Source organism: Thermaerobacillus caldiproteolyticus, assembly GCF_015326725.1.
Taxonomy (GTDB): domain Bacteria; phylum Bacillota; class Bacilli; order Bacillales; family Anoxybacillaceae; genus Thermaerobacillus; species Thermaerobacillus caldiproteolyticus.
The window spans coordinates 2,009,149-2,026,655 of record NZ_CP064060.1 but is presented as its reverse complement, the minus strand read 5'-3'; the positions used below and the strand labels follow the sequence as shown (position 1 = coordinate 2,026,655).

Sequence of the window (17,507 nt, the reverse complement as noted above, 5' to 3'; positions counted from 1 at the left end):
GGGGGTGATGGATTGAAAGGAAAATTTGCTTCAGTCTATACTGTTGCGTTTGCTTGTTTCTTTTTTTTATCGCCGCTGATTGTACAAGCTTCTCCCCCGAATGAGCAGCTCATGCAAAAGCAAATTGACGCGCTTGGGATTGATGAAATTCGGCAATATTGGGATGATATTGTGACAAAATACGGCGGATTTTTACCAGAAAGCCAAAAAGGGTCATTCGTGCAATTTCTAAATGGAGAGAAGGAATTGTCGTTAAAAGAGTGGCTCGTTGCTTTTCTGAAGTTTATTTTTTATGAATTACAAACAAATGGAAAGCTTCTCGGCACCCTCATTTTACTTACTGTCTTTAGCATGTTTTTGCAGTCGCTACAAAATGCATTTGAACAACAATCAGTAAGTAAAGTTGCTTATGCTGTTGTCTACATGGTACTGATCATCATCGCTTTAAACAGTTTCCGATTAGCGATGAATTATGCGCTTGAGGCGATTCAAACCATGAGCCATTTTATGATTGCTCTTATCCCTCTCTTGTTGGCGTTGTTAGCGTCTTCCGGGGGGCTCATATCCGCGGCGTTTTTCCATCCGATCATCCTGTTTTTAATGAATACAACGGGCATGGTTGTTGAACATGTAACGTTACCTCTTTTATTCCTCGCCGCTTTATTAAGCATCGTCAGCACGATGAGTGAACATTATAAAGTGACACAACTTGCCGATTTATTTACGAAAGTAGCGATGGGGACGCTTGGCGTAATCTTAACCATTTTTCTTGGTGTTATGTCTGTCAAAGGAACGACATCAGCAGTTGCTGACGGAATTGCTTTACGGACAGCCAAGTTTGTGACTGGTAATTTCGTTCCGGTTGTTGGGAAAATGTTTACTGATGCGACAGATACTGTCGTGACAGCATCAATGTTACTGAAAAATACAGTGGGCATTGTCGGTGTTGCCATTTTACTGATTATTGCGGCGTTTCCTGCTTTGAAAATTTTCATCATTGCATTTATTTATAAGCTTTCTGCTGCTGTATTACAACCGCTTGGCGGTGGTCCAGTTATTTCGTGTTTAAGTATTATCAGCAAAAGCATTACGTATATTTTTGCCGCATTGGCGATTGTATCCCTCATGTTTTTCTTAAGTTTAACCATCATCATTACCGCAGGAAATATCACAATGATGGTGCGATAGAGGAGGGGAGGACATGCAGCTTATTATCGAATGGGTGACTAATATTATTATCTTCATTTTATTTGCAATGATTATCGACTTATTGCTTCCGGCTACAAATTTTCAAAAATATGTAAAAATGGTCATCGGGTTAATATTAATTCTACTTATGCTATCCCCTCTTTTGCAGCTTTTTTCGATTGATGTCGATCGTCTTCTTGCTACTATTCATATGGAAGGAAGCAATCAACAAGAGACGATGAAAAATGAATTTGAAATGAAGAAAAAAGAAATACAAGCCTCGCAACGTGCATATATTTTAGAACAAATGGCTGTCCAGATGAAAAAACAAGTAGCCGAGGAGTTGATGAAGGATTATGGATTGATGGTACAAAACATTTCGTTCCAAACAAATGAAAAAGAACAGCTGAAAATTCCTGATGATATTAAAACCATTGAAGTAACGTTAAGTGAACAGAATGAGCAAGAAATAGTTCATCCTGTTGTCATCGACGCTTCCAAGCCGCTCAATCAATCGTCTCATGATGAAGCACGCAAAAAAGAGATCGCTTCGTTTTTCGCAGCAAAATGGGGAGTGAACGAAGAAAAAATCGCCGTACAAATTGAGGGGAGGGAATAGGGGGGATGTTCCAATTCATTAAACGATGGCTGTTACCATTTGAAAAACAACATAGAGAAAAGAAAGCGACACTTTATGTGTTTCTATTATTGTTACTTGGCATTGTGTTTATGATCATGAGCCATTTGTCAGCAAAGAACGAACAGGCCGTATTCGAACAGGTAGACAAGCAGGCGGATCCAACATTTGGCCAAAAACAAGAGGCGAAATCAAAAATCATTGCCGATTACGAAGAACGTTACGAAGAACAGTTAAAAACAGCACTTGAGGCGATTGAAGGTGTCGACGATGTAACGGTTGTTGTCAATGTCGACGCGACAGAGACGAAAGTGCTAGAAAAAAATCGTGTTAACCAGCAGCAAACGACCGATGAAACCGACCGCGAGGGAGGAAAAAGGAAGATAGAAAACAATTCTTCAAACGAACAAGTCGTCATTGTCCGGGATGGAGAAAAAGAAACCCCCATTGTGCTAACAACAAAAAAACCGGAAATTCGCGGTGTATTAGTGGTGGCCAAAGGAGCTGATAACCTGCAAGTAAAACAATGGATTGTGGAAGCGGTGACGCGCGTGCTTCATGTACCTAGCTACCGCGTTGCTGTATTACCGAAAAAATGATAGGAGGAATGATGGATGATGTTAAAGAAACAAACTGTTTGGCTATTAACCATGTTAAGCTTAGTCGTTGTATTATCGGTCTATTATGTTACGGCACCAAAAGAAATGAATGACAATGTAGCGTTTACCAACAATGAAAAGGTAAGTGATGTCAAGGATCCCACAGCAGAAAAAGAAGGAGCAGAAGTTGCTGTAGAAGAAACTACAGAAGCAAAAGATGGAAAAGTTACTTCAAGCGTTGCCGATGATGATGTGTTCACAGCGTTACGCATGCAAATTGAGGACGAAAGAAGCCGAGTGCGCGAACAATTAAATGACATTGTTGCTTCAGCCAACGCAACACCGCAACAAAAGAGCGAAGCAATGGATAAAATTCAGCAATTAGAGACCATCGCTGAAAAAGAAGCAACATTAGAAACACTCATCAAATCAAAAGGTGGATATGAAGACGTTCTTGTCCGTGCAGATAGCGATCAAGTAAAAGTGACCGTCAAAGCGAAAAAACTTTCCGCCAAAGAAGCCAATGAAGTTATCCAGTTGGTTAAAAGTGAAATGAAAGACGTTGACGATGTAACGGTTGAATTTCAACCAGTGAAATAGCAGATATAGAGGGCAGCTCTCTACGGAGGGCGGCTTATTTTTTTAGTGAAAAAAACAATTTAATTGTATATAATAGGACTAGGTTTTAAAACTACATTTTATTATTTGGCTCTTCTATTGAATATGAGGAAAGATCTTGCTTATCATGGTATTATATGACACATTCATTTCATGAGCGAGAGGTGTAAACAATGTTAAAAATTCAAGAGATTCGTGAACTGATTCGACTCATTGATCAATCCAGTATCGAAGAATTCGTGTATGAACATGAAGGAACAAAAGTGCATATGAAAAAGCCAAGCACGAGCGTTCCAGTCGAAACGGTAGTAAAAACAGTGGCTGAACCAACGGTAAAAATAGTTACACCAGAAGCGCCATCGCAAGCACCAGCGCAACCGACTGCTCCTATTGCAGAAACAAAGCAGGAGGAACAAGCGAAACAAGAAACGGTGAACAAAGAAAACTTACATAAAATTACTTCCCCGATGGTTGGAACATTTTACACAGCACCATCACCAGACGCACCACCATATGTAAAAGTGGGCGATAAAGTCAAAAAAGATACGATCGTATGTATTATTGAAGCGATGAAATTATTTAATGAAATCGAAGCGGAAGTGAATGGTGAAATCGTAGAAATTCTTGTGCAAAATGGGCAACTTGTCGAATATGGACAACCTTTATTCCTTGTGAAACCTGAATAAGGGAGAGAACGAGCGATGATCAAAAAATTACTAATTGCTAATCGTGGAGAAATCGCCGTTCGCATCATTCGTGCCTGCAAAGAACTTGGCATCGAAACGGTGGCTGTATTTTCCGAAGCGGACCGTGAGGCGCTCCACGTTCAGCTTGCCGATGAGGCGTATTGTATTGGCCCAACCGCTTCGAAGGATAGCTATTTAAACTTTACAAACATTATGAGTGTTGCCACGCTAACAGGCTGTGACGCCATTCATCCGGGATACGGGTTTTTAGCGGAAAATGCTGCGTTTGCTGAGCTTTGCCGCGAATGTAACATTACGTTTGTCGGTCCAAGCCCGGAAGCGATTACAAAAATGGGGATTAAGGATATTGCCCGCGAAACGATGAGGGAAGCAGGCGTACCGATTGTTCCTGGTTCAAAAGGAATTATCGAAAGCGTCGATGAGGCGATTGCGCTTGCTAACGACATCGGTTATCCTGTTATTATTAAAGCAACAGCGGGCGGCGGCGGAAAAGGAATTCGCGTCGCAAGAAACGAGCAGGAGCTAATCAAAGGAATTAACATTACCCAGCAAGAAGCCGCCACAGCGTTTGGTAATCCGGGCGTGTATATTGAAAAATATATTGAAGATTTTCGCCATGTTGAAATTCAAGTGCTGGCTGACTCCTATGGGAATGTCATCCATTTAGGGGAACGTGACTGCTCGATTCAACGCCGTCTGCAAAAACTCGTAGAGGAAGCACCGTCGCCAGCGCTTGACGAAGAAACACGGAAACGAATGGGAGAAGCGGCGGTAAAAGCAGCGCAAGCCGTTAATTATACCGGCGCAGGAACAGTGGAATTTATTTTTGACTATAAAGCAAAAAAATTCTATTTTATGGAAATGAATACGCGCATTCAAGTCGAGCATCCGGTAACCGAATTAATTACAGGAGTCGATTTAATTAAAGAACAAATTCGCGTCGCTTCTGGGGAAAAGCTATCGCTCACACAAGAAGAAGTAACCTTTAACGGGTGGGCGATCGAATGCCGCATTAACGCAGAAAATCCAGAGAAAAATTTTATGCCATCACCGGGACGAATCAATATGTATCTCCCGCCGGGCGGATTAGGAGTGCGCGTTGACTCAGCGGCTTATCCCGGCTATATGATTCCGCCTTATTACGATTCGATGATTGCCAAATTAATTGTGCACGCCTCCACTCGCGAGGAAGCGATCGCGCGCATGAAGAGGGCGCTAAGCGAATTTGTTATCGAAGGGATTCATACAACGATTCCGTTCCACCTAAAACTATTTGAGCATGAAAAATTCGTGCAAGGCGATTTTAATACGAAATTTCTGGAATTATATGATATTATGAAACCATAATGGGAGGTGTGTGCCATGACAGAGCATGTATTCGAAATGGAGCAGGAGCATAGTGGGTTAGGAAAGGTAGAAATTGCTCCAGAGGTGATTGAAGTCATCGCTGGCATTGCCGCAAGCGAAGTTGATGGCGTTGCGCAAATGCGCGGAAATTTCGCGGCCGGTGTCGTTGAACGATTCGGGAAGAAAAATCATGGGAAAGGCGTCAAAGTTGACTTGAAAGAGGATGGTGTGGCGATCGATATTTATTGCCTCATCCAATTTGGCGTTTCCATTCCAACGGTAGCAAAGAAAATTCAAGAAAACGTTCGTCAAGCTTTATTTAATATGACTGGATTGGAAACAAGCGAAATCAATGTTCATGTCGTCGGCATTCAATTCGATACGGCGAAGCAAGAACAAGAAGTTGAGCAGTAAATGTCGTGAAATAGGGGCCATGTGCCCCTTTGTTTTTTTGCAAAAAGTTTGTTATCTTAGTTGACGAGCCAATATTTATCGCTTTTATGAAAAAAACGACCATTTTATGTACTTTGCTAATGATTTGTACGGATTATAGTATTACTTATCGCGAAAATATGGTATGATCATCACATAAATGTTCGTCAATTTTTTAAAAAAGGAGTGAAAGTGATGAAGCGACATGCAGCGAGGGAAAAAGCGTTACAGGCTCTTTTCCAAATTGATGTAGGGCGTATTACACCAGAAGAGGCAGTTCAAAACGTTGTACATGAAGAAGAAGTTGATCCATTTCTTCAACAGCTCGTTTTTGGCGTTGTGGAGCATCAAGAAGAAATTGATGAACTGCTGCGCAGCAATCTTGAAAAATGGACATTAGAGCGCGTAGCCAACGTCGATCGCGCGATTTTACGAATGGCGACGTACGAAATGAAATACGTTGATGATGTTCCTGTTAAAGTCAGCTTAGACGAAGCGGTTGAATTAGCGAAGAAATTTGGTGATGCAAAATCAAGTCGTTTTGTCAACGGCGTGCTTTCTAAAGTGAAAGATGCTTTGCATATTACAGAATAGAGAAGGGAAGTTGAAACAATGACGGCACAAATCATTAGCGGTACAGAATTAGCAAAAGAAAAACGATTGCAATTGGCAAAGGAAGTTGAGCAGCTGAAAAAGGAGGGAATTGAACCGGGTCTTACGGTTATTCTTGTCGGCGACAATCCAGCCTCCCATTCGTATGTGAAAGGAAAGCAAAAAGCATGTACTGAAGTCGGCATTCGTTCGACCTTGCTTGCCTTTCCTGAAACCATTACGGAATCATTTTTATTAGAGCAAATCAAACAGCTGAATGAAGATCCGTCCGTTCACGGTATTTTAGTACAGCTCCCGCTTCCAAGCCATATTAACGAATTGAAAGTGATCGAAACAATTGCACCAGAAAAGGATGTTGACGGGTTTCATCCGATTAATATCGGGCGAATGATGGTCGGACAAAAGGCATTTCTTCCATGCACACCATACGGTATTTTATGGATGGTACAATCATTAGGCGTCGAAATTGCCGGAAAACACGTTGTTGTTGTTGGACGCAGCAATATTGTCGGCAAACCAGTAGGACAACTGTTTTTACGCGAACATGCCACGGTGACGTATTGTCACTCAAAAACGAAAAACTTGGCAGATTTAACGCGCCAAGCAGACATTTTAATCGTTGCGGTTGGAAAAGCACGCCTCATTGGTGCAGAACACGTCAAAAAAGGAGCCATCGTCATTGATGTCGGTGTCAACCGCTTAGAAGACGGCAAACTATGCGGCGATGTCAACTTTGAGGAAGTGAAAGAAGTGGCAAGCTACCTTACTCCTGTTCCGAAAGGAGTCGGTCCGATGACGATTACGATGCTGCTTCATAATACGATTGAAGCAGCGAGAGAGTATGCACATCGCCAAGTTCAGCGGTAAGTGAGGGTTATTTGTGGCAGAAGTGAAATATGTAACAGTGACGGCGCTGACGAAATACATTAAGCGCAAATTTGAAGTCGATCCACATTTACAAGATTTATGGATTAAAGGGGAAATTTCTAATTTTACGTATCACTCGCGCGGGCATATGTACTTTACACTGAAGGACGAAAATGCTCGCATTCAAGCTGTCATGTTTGCCGGATACAATCGTTATTTAGCGTTTCGCCCGGAAAATGGCATGAACGTGCTTGTACGCGGGGAAATTTCTGTGTATGAGCCAAGCGGGAATTATCAAATTTATGTGAAAGAAATGCAGCCGGAGGGAATCGGCAACTTATACTTGGCCTATGAGCAGCTGAAAAAACGACTTGAAGCAGAAGGGCTATTTTCGCCAGAGCATAAAAAGCGGATTCCGTCATTTCCGCGCTATATTGGTGTTGTAACTTCCCCGACCGGTGCGGCGATTCGCGATATCGTCACGACGATTCGCCGCCGCTATCCGATTGCAACGATCATTTTATTTCCAACGCTTGTTCAAGGCGAGCATGCTGCAGATTCGATTGTTCGTTCGATTGAAAAGGCGAATGAGCTAGGCTATATCGATGTGCTCATTGTCGGGCGTGGCGGTGGCTCGATCGAAGAATTATGGGCCTTTAATGAGGAACGTGTCGCACGCGCTATTTTCGCCTCTAGCGTCCCGATTATTTCCGCCGTCGGTCACGAAACGGATTTTACGATTGCTGATTTTGTGGCGGATTTACGCGCACCAACGCCGACTGGTGCCGCCGAATTAGCGGTACCGCATATTACTGAACTTGTTGAGCGAATCTCGCAACGTCAAGTGCGGTTAATCCGGGCAATGAAGGAAAAAATGACGACGGAGTCCGACCGGCTCATCCGTTTGCAAAAATCGTATGCATTTCGCTATCCAAAAAAACTATACGAACAAAAAGAGCAACAATTAGATTCTCTTCTTGAACGGCTGGAGCGGCATACAGAGCGATTGATCGAAAAAAAACGCAAACGCTTTGAACAGCTGCAATTAAAATTACAAGCACATCATCCGGCAGAACACCTATCCAGAATGGCTGAAAAACAGCAAACACTTACGAAATCATTAGAAAAAGAAATGCGGGCACTCCTAAAACAAAAGCAGCTTCAATTCAGCTCTCTTCTTTCTCAATTGCATGTGTTAAGCCCACTTAAAATGATGGAGAGAGGCTATAGCTTGGTTTATAATGAAAATAAAGAGCTTGTCAAAAGCATTCGTCAACTTCAACCGGGAGATGCAATTCAAGTGCGCTTGCAGGATGGACGTCTCGATTGTCACGTATGGGGAATAGAGGAGGAGCCTTTACATGAGTGAGGAAAAAGAATTAACATTTGAAGAAGCGATGATGAAATTAGAAGAAATCGTTGAGAAATTAGAAGAAGGAAACGTGCCGCTTGAACAAGCGATTTCCTTTTTTCAAGAAGGAATGAAGCTTTCGAAACTTTGTCATGACAAGCTGCAACATGTGGAAAAGCAAATGGAATATATTTTGCGAGAAGATGGACAACTAGCCCCTTTCTCCATTCAGGAGGAGGAATAAACAGTTGAACAGAATCGAGATTGAGCAATTTTTGCAAGAACATAAACAGCGGATCGAACAAACTTTGCCTGTCTATATCAACACATTGCAAGCACCACAAACATTGAAACAGGCGATGTCTTATTCGCTTGAAGCAGGTGGCAAGCGCATACGCCCGTTGCTTCTGTTAGCCACACTGCATGCATTCGGCAAAGAAGTCGAAGTAGGAGTGCCGGTCGCTTGTGCCATTGAAATGATTCATACGTATTCCTTGATTCATGACGATTTGCCAAGCATGGATAACGATGATTTGCGGCGCGGAAAGCCAACGAACCATAAAGTGTTCGGCGAGGCGATGGCGATTTTAGCAGGTGACGGTTTGCTGACGTACGCTTTTCAAGTCATTGCTGAGATGAATGCGCCAACAGTGACGGAAGAAATGAAAGTAAAGCTCATTTATGAACTCGCCAAAGCAGCTGGACCTGAAGGAATGGTGGCTGGACAAGTTGCTGATATGGAAGGCGAAGGAAAAGAACTATCGCTTGAGCAATTAGAGTATATTCACCGCAATAAAACAGGGAAAATGCTACAATATAGCGTACTAGCAGGAGCGATATTAGCTGGGGCAAACGAAATACAGCTAGAACAGCTTCATGCGTTTGCATCCCACTTAGGACTTGCGTTTCAAATTCGCGATGATATTCTCGATATTGAAGGTTCAGAAGAAAAAATCGGCAAGCGGGTGGGAAGCGATGTTGAAAATGAGAAAGTGACGTATCCTTCCCTATTGACACTTGATGGAGCAAAAGAAAAACTTTTGTACCATATCAATGAAGCAAAACGTTGTTTACAGGATGCTCGCGTGAATGATGATGTATTATGCTACATTTGCGATTTAGTCGCCACTCGCGACCATTAATTAACCGACAATTGTCCGTTTTTTATTTTGATGTTATAATAAGAAAATAGAGAGTTTTGACTTTACGCCGTTATCACGTCTGTGTTAGCGGCTCTTTTTTCGCTTATGGGCAGAAATCGATTTTTCATCCTGAATCATGTATAATAATAAATAACTTCTGTATTATATCAGCATGATGAAAGCGAATGACAAAACGAAAGCGAGTGATCTCGTTTGGATGTAACAACCATTAAAAATCCGCGCTTTTTAAAATCGATGTCAACAAAAGAACTCATTCAATTAAGCGCGGATATCCGTCAATTTTTGATTGAGAAGCTGTCAAAAACAGGTGGACATATCGGACCGAACTTAGGAGTAGTAGAACTTACGATTGCTCTTCATAAAGTTTTCGATAGTCCAAAGGATAAGCTGTTATGGGACGTAGGTCATCAATCGTATGTTCATAAAATTCTAACGGGACGAGCCTGTGAATTTGATACACTGCGCCAATATAAAGGGCTCTGTGGCTTTCCAAAACGAAGTGAGAGCGAGCATGATGTGTGGGAAACCGGTCATAGCTCCACCTCTCTATCCGCGGCGATGGGCATGGCGATCGCTCGCGATTTAAAGGGAACGAACGAATACATTGTTCCAATTATTGGAGACGGAGCGTTGACTGGAGGAATGGCGCTCGAAGCATTGAACCATATTGGGCATGAAAAAAAAGATATCATTGTTGTTTTAAATGATAACGAAATGTCGATTGCTCCGAATGTGGGCGCCCTTCATAATGTGCTTGGGCGTTTGCGAACGGCTGGCAAGTATCAATGGGTAAAAGATGAGTTAGAATTACTATTGAAGAAAATCCCTGCTGTCGGTGGCAAGCTTGCCGCAACCGCAGAGCGCATCAAAGATAGCTTGAAATATTTGCTTGTTTCCGGCGTTTTTTTTGAAGAGTTAGGCTTTACGTATCTTGGTCCTGTCGACGGCCATGATTTTGACGATTTATTTGAGAATTTGCACTATGCCAAAAAAATTAAAGGTCCTGTACTGCTGCATGTCATTACGAAAAAAGGAAAAGGGTATCGTCCGGCGGAAAATGATAAAGTCGGTACATGGCATGGAACGGGTCCTTATAAAATCGAAACGGGCGACTTTTTAAAACCGGTGGATACCGCACCGTCATGGAGCGAGTTGATCAGTGAGACGGTACGTAAATTAGCTCGTGCAGATAAGCGTATTGTCGCAATTACACCAGCAATGCCGGTTGGCTCGAAACTAGAAGGATTTGCAAGCGAGTTTCCTGACCGCATGTATGATGTGGGCATTGCTGAGCAGCATGCCACAACGCTCGCAGCGGGATTGGCAACGCAAGGGATGAAGCCGTTTTTAGCTATTTATTCGACGTTTTTACAACGGGCCTACGATCAAGTTGTTCATGATGTATGTCGCCAAAACTTAAATGTCTTTTTCGCAATTGATCGTGCCGGACTTGTCGGAGCCGATGGAGAGACGCATCAAGGTGTGTTCGACATCGCGTTTTTGCGACATGTTCCTAATATCGTTCTCATGATGCCAAAAGATGAAAACGAAGGTCAACATATGGTCTATACGGCCATTCAATATGATGACGGGCCGATCGCGCTTCGCTTTCCGCGCGGCAACGGTCTCGGTGTAAAACTTGATGAAGAACTGAAACAAATTCCAATTGGCACATGGGAAGTGTTACGCGACGGCCGAGATATTGCCGTTTTAACCTTCGGCACAACGATTCCGATGGCGCTAGAAGCGGCGGAAAAATTAGCGAAAGACAACATTTCCGTCAAAGTCATTAACGCGCGCTTTATTAAGCCGATGGATGAGGCGATGCTTCATGAATTGTTCCGAAGCAATATCCCGATTTTAACGATTGAAGAAGCGGTACTGCAAGGTGGATTCGGTAGTGCGGTGCTTGAATTTGCCCACGATCATGGCTATCATCAGGCAATCATTGACCGCATGGGCATTCCTGACCGCTTTATTGAACACGGCAGCGTCAAAGAGTTGCTAAAAGAAATCGGCTTAACGACAGCACATGTCGTTGAGCGTGTCAAAACGATCATACCAAGAAAACAAAAAAGGGCATGAGACATGAAAGTGAAAAAAGAAAGACTTGATGTACTATTAGTCGAACGAGGATTGGCAGAAACGCGTGAAAAAGCGAAACGCGCGATCATGGCAGGTCTTGTCTATACGAATGAAGCTCGTCTAGACAAGCCCGGAGAGAAAGTTCCAATCGATATTCCGCTGACCATCAAAGGGGAAGCACTCCCTTATGTGAGCCGCGGCGGTTTAAAGCTTGAAAAAGCGCTACACACATTTAATGTAAACGTAAAAGATAAAATCTTATTAGACATCGGTGCTTCTACCGGCGGTTTTACAGATTGTGCTCTGCAACACGGAGCAAAAATGTCATATGCGCTTGATGTCGGGTATAATCAGTTAGCATGGAAACTGCGGCAAGATGAACGTGTCATCGTGATGGAGCGGACGAATTTCCGCTACGTCACGCCTGCGCATTTCACAAAAGGGCTTCCGGAGTTTGCGACGATCGATGTCTCGTTCATTTCACTCAAGCTCATTTTACCGGTGCTAAAGACGGTGCTCATTCCTGGAAGCGATGTGGTTGCGCTCGTGAAACCGCAGTTTGAGGCTGGAAGAGAACATGTCGGAAAAAAAGGAATTGTTCGTGACGCCAGTGTGCATGAAGCGGTGTTAAACTCGATTATCGAATTTGCGCTGAATGAAGGCTATAATGTCCTTGATTTATCGTATTCACCGATTACGGGTGGAGACGGAAATATCGAATTTTTGCTTCATCTTTGTTGGAACGGGGATCAAGAGTGCGGCGAAAATCGATTGTCTATGCAACCGATGGATGTCGTCAAAGCAGCACATTATGAGCTGCAAGGCCGTTCAAACGCGGAACGGGAATAACATAGCAGTTATTCCCGTTTTTATGCTGAAACTAGTTGTGTGAGGTGTTGAATTTGAATAAAGGGCAAAGGCATATTAAAATTCGTGAAATTATTACCAATCACGAAATTGAAACTCAAGATGAATTAGTTGATATGCTGAAACAGGCAGGTTTTAACGTTACGCAAGCAACGGTGTCAAGAGATATTAAAGAACTGCAGCTAGTCAAAGTGCCGATGATGAATGGACGCTATAAGTACAGCCTTCCTGCTGACCAGCGCTTTAATCCATTACAAAAATTAAAGCGTGCCTTAATGGATGCGTTCGTCAAAATTGATGGGGCGGGGCATTTGCTTGTTATGAAAACATTGCCGGGCAATGCACATGCGATTGGCGCCTTGCTTGACAATTTGGATTGGGAGGAAATCGTTGGAACGATTTGCGGGGACGACACATGCTTAATCATTTGCCGCACACCGGAAGACACAGAAACAATTTCTAAACGCTTGTTAGAAATGTTATAAAAAGAGGTGTGATTTCACGGTGCTAGCGGAATTATCGATTAAAAATTTTGCGATTATCGAATCGTTATCGATTTCGTTTGAAAAAGGATTAACGGTGTTAACAGGAGAGACAGGAGCCGGAAAATCGATTATTATTGATGCCATTCATTTGCTTATTGGCGGCCGTGGCTCAGCGGAGTTTGTCCGCTATGGGGAAGAGCGTGCAGAAATTGAGGGCTTATTCTTGCTCGACGACGAAACACATCCATGTTATGAGAAATGCGCGGAAGTCGGCATTGACATTAGCGAAGGGATGGTCGTATTGCGCCGGGAAATTTCCGCTAATGGAAAGAGCGTCTGCCGTGTCAACGGCAAATTAGTGACGATGGCTGTTTTACGCGATATTGGTTCGACGCTTGTCGATATTCACGGCCAACATGAACACCAAGAGCTGATGGATCCAAGCCGACATCTCCCGTTGCTTGATGAGTATGGCGGAACAGAAATCGCTACCGCTCTTGAAGAATATCGTGCTGTATATGAAAAATATGAACAGCTGACCAAACAGCTGAAAAAATTAAATGAAAATGAGCAACAAATGGCACACCGTCTCGATTTGTTAACATTCCAGCTTGATGAAATTCAAAAGGCGAACTTACAGCCGAATGAAGACGAGCAATTGATGGAAGAAAAAGTAAAAATTATGAACTTCCAAAAAATTTACGAGGCGTTAAAACATAGCTACGAGGCCTTGTATGGCGAACAGCGTGGGCTTGATTGGATCGGGCTCGCGATGAGCCATTTAGATGATGTAAGCCATATCGACCAAGCGTTAAAGGAAGCACATGAAACGATTGCCAATAGCTATTATTTGCTTGAGGAAATCGCTTATAAATTACGCGATGAGCTGGAACAATTAGAATATGACCCGGAGCGCCTTGATTTCATTGAGAGCCGCCTTAATGAAATTAACCATTTGAAGCGAAAATACGGACAAACGGTGGCGGATATTTTACAGTATGCTGAAACCATTACAGAAGAAATTGACACGATCCAAAATCGGGAAACACATATCCATCAGCTTCAAAAAGAGCTCCAATCCGTAACGGAAGATTTGCTGGTGGAAGCGAAAAATGTCACGAGTATTCGCATGAAATACGCAAAAACACTTATTGATCACATTCATCAAGAGCTTAAAGATTTATATATGGACAAAACTCAATTTGACATTGTTTTTGAGAAGCGGGAAGGGGCATTAGACGCACCATTGCTTGATGGAGTTCCAGTAAAGTTTCACGAAGATGGTGTTGATCTTGTTGAATTTTACATTTCGACTAACGTCGGAGAACCGTTAAAACCGCTGGCAAAAGTCGCTTCTGGCGGAGAATTGTCGCGAATTATGTTAGCGTTAAAAAGTATTTTTTCCAAACATCAAGGGGTCACGTCGATCATTTTCGATGAAGTTGATACCGGTGTCAGTGGTCGCGTAGCACAGGCGATTGCCGAAAAAATTTATCGCGTCTCTGTCGGTTCCCAAGTTCTTTGTATTTCACATTTACCACAAGTAGCGGCGATGGCTGATACGCACTTATTTATTTCCAAAGAAACGGTAGGAAATCGCACAAAAACATCTGTTAAAGCATTAACCGAAGAAGAAAAAATTAAAGAAATTGGCCGGATGATTTCCGGGGTCGAAATTACGGAATTAACAAAAGAGCACGCCAAAGAATTGCTTGAGCTAGCAACAAAAATTAAAGGATGAAAAGCTATCCATTACGGGTAGCTTTTTTTATCGGCAAAACGATTATATTTATGTCGATTAAGGCAAAATTAAAACTGTAGCCACATTTGAAGGTGTAGGTGGGAGCGAGGAGAGTGAAAAAGTTTGAACGCAGAAACAATCCGAAAAATGATGGGAGTTTTTCTCCTTGTTTTATTGACAGCAATGAGCATGTCGAAACCGGTGCAAGAATATTTTCGCATTCCAAAACAGATCGTCATGTTTGAAGGTGAGACGTTGCATTTTGCCTCTGCACTTCCGGTTCAAGCAACGGTCAAAGACGCTCCCCATTCGATAGAGGTTGAAAAAAAGAACCATTCCCTTTCTGTACAGGCGAAACAAAGCGGTGAAAAACAAATGGTTTTAGAAATGGCAGGAATGCCAATTAAAAAAGTCGATGTCAAAGTACTTCCCAACTTGAAAGTCATCCCAGGAGGACAATCGATTGGTGTAAAATTAAATACATTGGGAGTTCTTGTTGTTGGTCATCATCTTATCGAAACAGAAAACGGGAAAAAATCGCCGGGGGAAATTGCCGGTATTCAAGTAGGAGATATTATTACAAGCATTAATGGGAAAAAAATTGAAAATATGAGCGATTTATCCCCGTTTATCGAAGAGGCAGGGAAAACAGGGAAACCACTTCAATTACAAATTCTTCGAGATCATCGCTCCTTTGCAACCAAACTCGTCCCGTTAAAGGATAAACATGATCATGCCTACCGTATCGGCTTATACATTCGTGATTCTGCCGCTGGCATCGGCACCATGACATTTTACGACCCCGCTTCGAAAAAGTATGGAGCTCTTGGACATGTCATTTCCGATATGGATACGAAAAAGCCGATTGTTGTTCAAGATGGACAAATTATGAAATCAACCGTAACGTCTATTGAAAAAGGAAGCAGCGGAAATCCAGGTGAAAAACTGGCGAGATTTTCAAGTGATAAAGAAGTGATTGGAAACATTACAAACAATAGTCCATTTGGCATTTTTGGAACATTGTCAAAGCCGATTCACAATGAAATGTTTGATAAGCCGATTCCAATTGCTTTATCACATCAAGTGAAAGAAGGGCCGGCAAAAATTTTAACCGTCGTTGAAAACGACAAAGTGGAAGCGTTTGACATTGAAATTGTCAGTACGGTACCACAAAAGTTTCCGGCAACAAAGGGACTTATCATTCGTGTGACTGATCCTCGCTTACTCAAAAAGACCGGGGGAATCGTCCAAGGAATGAGTGGAAGCCCGATCATTCAAGATGGAAAATTGATTGGTGCAGTGACCCATGTATTCGTCAATGATCCAACATCAGGATATGGGGTTCATATTGAATGGATGTTAAATGAGGCAGGCATCGATTTATACGGAAAATCAACACAAAAAGCGAGCTAGCGAACCATTTCGGCTCGCTTTTTGTGTAAAAAAATACAGAAAAAAGTCAATCATCTTCACGTTTTTGCATAGATATTTGATGAAACATCATATAAAATGGAGGTGTAAAGATTTTTCGACAAGAACGACATAAAAAATATTGTCAAGGCGCTAAATTCGTCGAATACATATGATTCTTGATGAGTTTTCGGAAAATATGTGTTTTTTTATTATTTTTCGAAAAATGAAAGGATTTTTGGTTGTCATGTCGAATTGGTTTGGTTAGTAGAATATTGCATAGAAATAAAATAACGAGACGAATTGGAAGTGGGGAGGAAGATTTTCTTGAACAAGATTAAAGTATGTATTGCGGATGATAATCGTGAATTAGTAAGCTTATTAGAGGAGTACCTTTCCAATCAGAATGATATGGAAGTCGTCGGTGTTGCCTATAACGGGCAAGACTGCTTGTATATGCTCGAAGAAAAGCAGCCAGATATATTGCTGTTAGACATTATCATGCCTCATTTAGACGGATTAGCAGTGTTAGAAAAAATGAGAGTGAAAAGAGAAAAACAACCAAATGTCATTATGTTAACGGCGTTTGGACAAGAAGATGTAACAAAAAAAGCGGTCGATTTAGGAGCAGCATATTTTATTTTAAAGCCTTTTGACATGGAAAACCTCGTTCATCACATTCGCCAAGTACATGGAAAAACAACACCAATTATCAAAAAGTCACCATCTTCATACCAAGTTCGTGAAAATAAACCGAAAAATTTGGATGCGAGCATTACAAGCATCATTCACGAAATTGGTGTACCGGCACATATTAAAGGATATTTATACTTACGTGAGGCTATTTCGATGGTGTATAACGATATTGAGCTGCTCGGTTCCATTACGAAAGTCCTCTATCCAGACATCGCGAAAAAATATAACACCACCGCCAGTCGCGTTGAGCGGGCGATTCGCCATGCCATTGAAGTTGCGTGGAGCCGAGGCAACATCGAATCCATCTCTTCCTTGTTCGGCTACACCGTCAGCATGTCGAAAGCAAAACCTACGAACAGTGAATTTATCGCAATGGTTGCTGATAAGCTGAGACTCGAACATAAGGCGTCTTAAGACTGCTAATATCAACGGTTTTATGGCTTCGAGCAATAAACATTAAGTTGCCGATAAATATTTATGCGTATGCATCAGAAAAGAAAACGCCTCTTATTTACCGGAAAAACAACGGTAAGTAGGAGGTGTTTTATTTTGTCCGATTTTGACATTCAGTTAGACAATTTCATGCTGTATTGTGACGCTGAAAATTTGTCACGGAAAACGAAAGAGAATTACGAACAAACTTTACGCCTGTTCTTTTTATATCTCAAGGAACAGCACAAAATGAAGCAATTCAAGAAAGTA

General features: G+C 42.1%; 18 protein-coding genes. All 18 read left to right on the top strand.

The annotated features are described in order from the left end of the window. Positions 1 to 12 precede the first annotated feature (12 nt). Entirely contained in the window at positions 13 to 1,188 is a 1,176-nt protein-coding gene (gene spoIIIAE, locus ISX45_RS10090; protein ID WP_194518895.1) for a stage III sporulation protein AE, read from the top strand. 13 nt (positions 1,189 to 1,201) lie between these two features. Then, positions 1,202 to 1,807: a stage III sporulation protein AF gene (gene spoIIIAF / locus ISX45_RS10085; protein ID WP_181554359.1), complete on the top strand. Its 606-nt coding sequence runs from the start codon at positions 1,202 to 1,204 to the stop codon at positions 1,805 to 1,807. A 5-nt stretch (positions 1,808 to 1,812) separates the two neighbouring features. Then, a complete protein-coding gene (spoIIIAG, locus tag ISX45_RS10080) occupies positions 1,813 to 2,424 on the top strand; it encodes a stage III sporulation protein AG (protein ID WP_194518894.1) in 612 nt (203 codons plus the stop codon). Positions 2,425 to 2,442: 18 nt separating this feature from the next. Further along, on the top strand, positions 2,443 to 3,024 hold the full coding sequence (locus ISX45_RS10075) for a SpoIIIAH-like family protein (protein ID WP_181554849.1): 582 nt from the start codon (positions 2,443 to 2,445) through the stop codon (positions 3,022 to 3,024). Positions 3,025 to 3,215: 191 nt separating this feature from the next. Further along, entirely contained in the window at positions 3,216 to 3,728 is a 513-nt protein-coding gene (gene accB, locus ISX45_RS10070) for an acetyl-CoA carboxylase biotin carboxyl carrier protein (RefSeq protein WP_181554357.1), read from the top strand. A 15-nt stretch (positions 3,729 to 3,743) separates the two neighbouring features. Then, entirely contained in the window at positions 3,744 to 5,096 is a 1,353-nt protein-coding gene (gene accC / locus ISX45_RS10065; protein WP_194518893.1) for an acetyl-CoA carboxylase biotin carboxylase subunit, read from the top strand. A gap of 15 nt (positions 5,097 to 5,111) precedes the next feature. Continuing rightward, complete coding sequence (locus ISX45_RS10060; protein WP_181554355.1) at positions 5,112 to 5,510, top strand: Asp23/Gls24 family envelope stress response protein; 399 nt, start codon at positions 5,112 to 5,114, stop codon at positions 5,508 to 5,510. A gap of 213 nt (positions 5,511 to 5,723) precedes the next feature. Continuing rightward, positions 5,724 to 6,122, top strand: a complete 399-nt coding sequence (gene nusB, locus ISX45_RS10055) for a transcription antitermination factor NusB (protein WP_181554354.1) — start codon at positions 5,724 to 5,726, stop codon at positions 6,120 to 6,122. An 18-nt stretch (positions 6,123 to 6,140) separates the two neighbouring features. Continuing rightward, positions 6,141 to 7,007 carry a bifunctional methylenetetrahydrofolate dehydrogenase/methenyltetrahydrofolate cyclohydrolase FolD gene (folD, locus tag ISX45_RS10050; protein WP_194518892.1) on the top strand — a complete coding sequence of 289 codons (867 nt, stop codon included), beginning with the start codon at positions 6,141 to 6,143 and terminating at the stop codon, positions 7,005 to 7,007. Between the two features lie 13 nt (positions 7,008 to 7,020). Further along, positions 7,021 to 8,376, top strand: coding sequence for an exodeoxyribonuclease VII large subunit (gene xseA, locus ISX45_RS10045; protein WP_194518891.1), 1,356 nt, complete (start codon positions 7,021 to 7,023; stop codon positions 8,374 to 8,376). Further along, a complete protein-coding gene (locus tag ISX45_RS10040) occupies positions 8,369 to 8,602 on the top strand; it encodes an exodeoxyribonuclease VII small subunit (protein WP_181554351.1) in 234 nt (77 codons plus the stop codon). The genes xseA and ISX45_RS10040 overlap by 8 nt, the downstream gene beginning before the upstream one ends. 4 nt (positions 8,603 to 8,606) lie before the next feature. Beyond that, complete coding sequence (locus ISX45_RS10035; RefSeq protein WP_181554350.1) at positions 8,607 to 9,500, top strand: polyprenyl synthetase family protein; 894 nt, start codon at positions 8,607 to 8,609, stop codon at positions 9,498 to 9,500. Positions 9,501 to 9,713: 213 nt separating this feature from the next. Continuing rightward, positions 9,714 to 11,606: a 1-deoxy-D-xylulose-5-phosphate synthase gene (dxs, locus tag ISX45_RS10030; protein WP_194518890.1), complete on the top strand. Its 1,893-nt coding sequence runs from the start codon at positions 9,714 to 9,716 to the stop codon at positions 11,604 to 11,606. Between the two features lie 3 nt (positions 11,607 to 11,609). Then, complete coding sequence (locus tag ISX45_RS10025; protein ID WP_194518889.1) at positions 11,610 to 12,455, top strand: TlyA family RNA methyltransferase; 846 nt, start codon at positions 11,610 to 11,612, stop codon at positions 12,453 to 12,455. Positions 12,456 to 12,508: 53 nt separating this feature from the next. Continuing rightward, the gene (ahrC, locus tag ISX45_RS10020; RefSeq protein ID WP_181554347.1) at positions 12,509 to 12,958 is read left to right on the top strand and encodes a transcriptional regulator AhrC/ArgR; all 450 of its coding nucleotides are present in this window, start codon (positions 12,509 to 12,511) and stop codon (positions 12,956 to 12,958) included. 19 nt (positions 12,959 to 12,977) lie between these two features. Next, entirely contained in the window at positions 12,978 to 14,699 is a 1,722-nt protein-coding gene (gene recN / locus ISX45_RS10015; RefSeq protein ID WP_181554346.1) for a DNA repair protein RecN, read from the top strand. Between the two features lie 123 nt (positions 14,700 to 14,822). Next, complete coding sequence (gene spoIVB / locus ISX45_RS10010; RefSeq protein WP_181554345.1) at positions 14,823 to 16,112, top strand: SpoIVB peptidase; 1,290 nt, start codon at positions 14,823 to 14,825, stop codon at positions 16,110 to 16,112. Positions 16,113 to 16,436: 324 nt separating this feature from the next. Next, positions 16,437 to 17,219: a sporulation transcription factor Spo0A gene (gene spo0A / locus ISX45_RS10005; RefSeq protein WP_181554344.1), complete on the top strand. Its 783-nt coding sequence runs from the start codon at positions 16,437 to 16,439 to the stop codon at positions 17,217 to 17,219. The last annotated feature ends 288 nt before the right edge of the window (positions 17,220 to 17,507 follow it).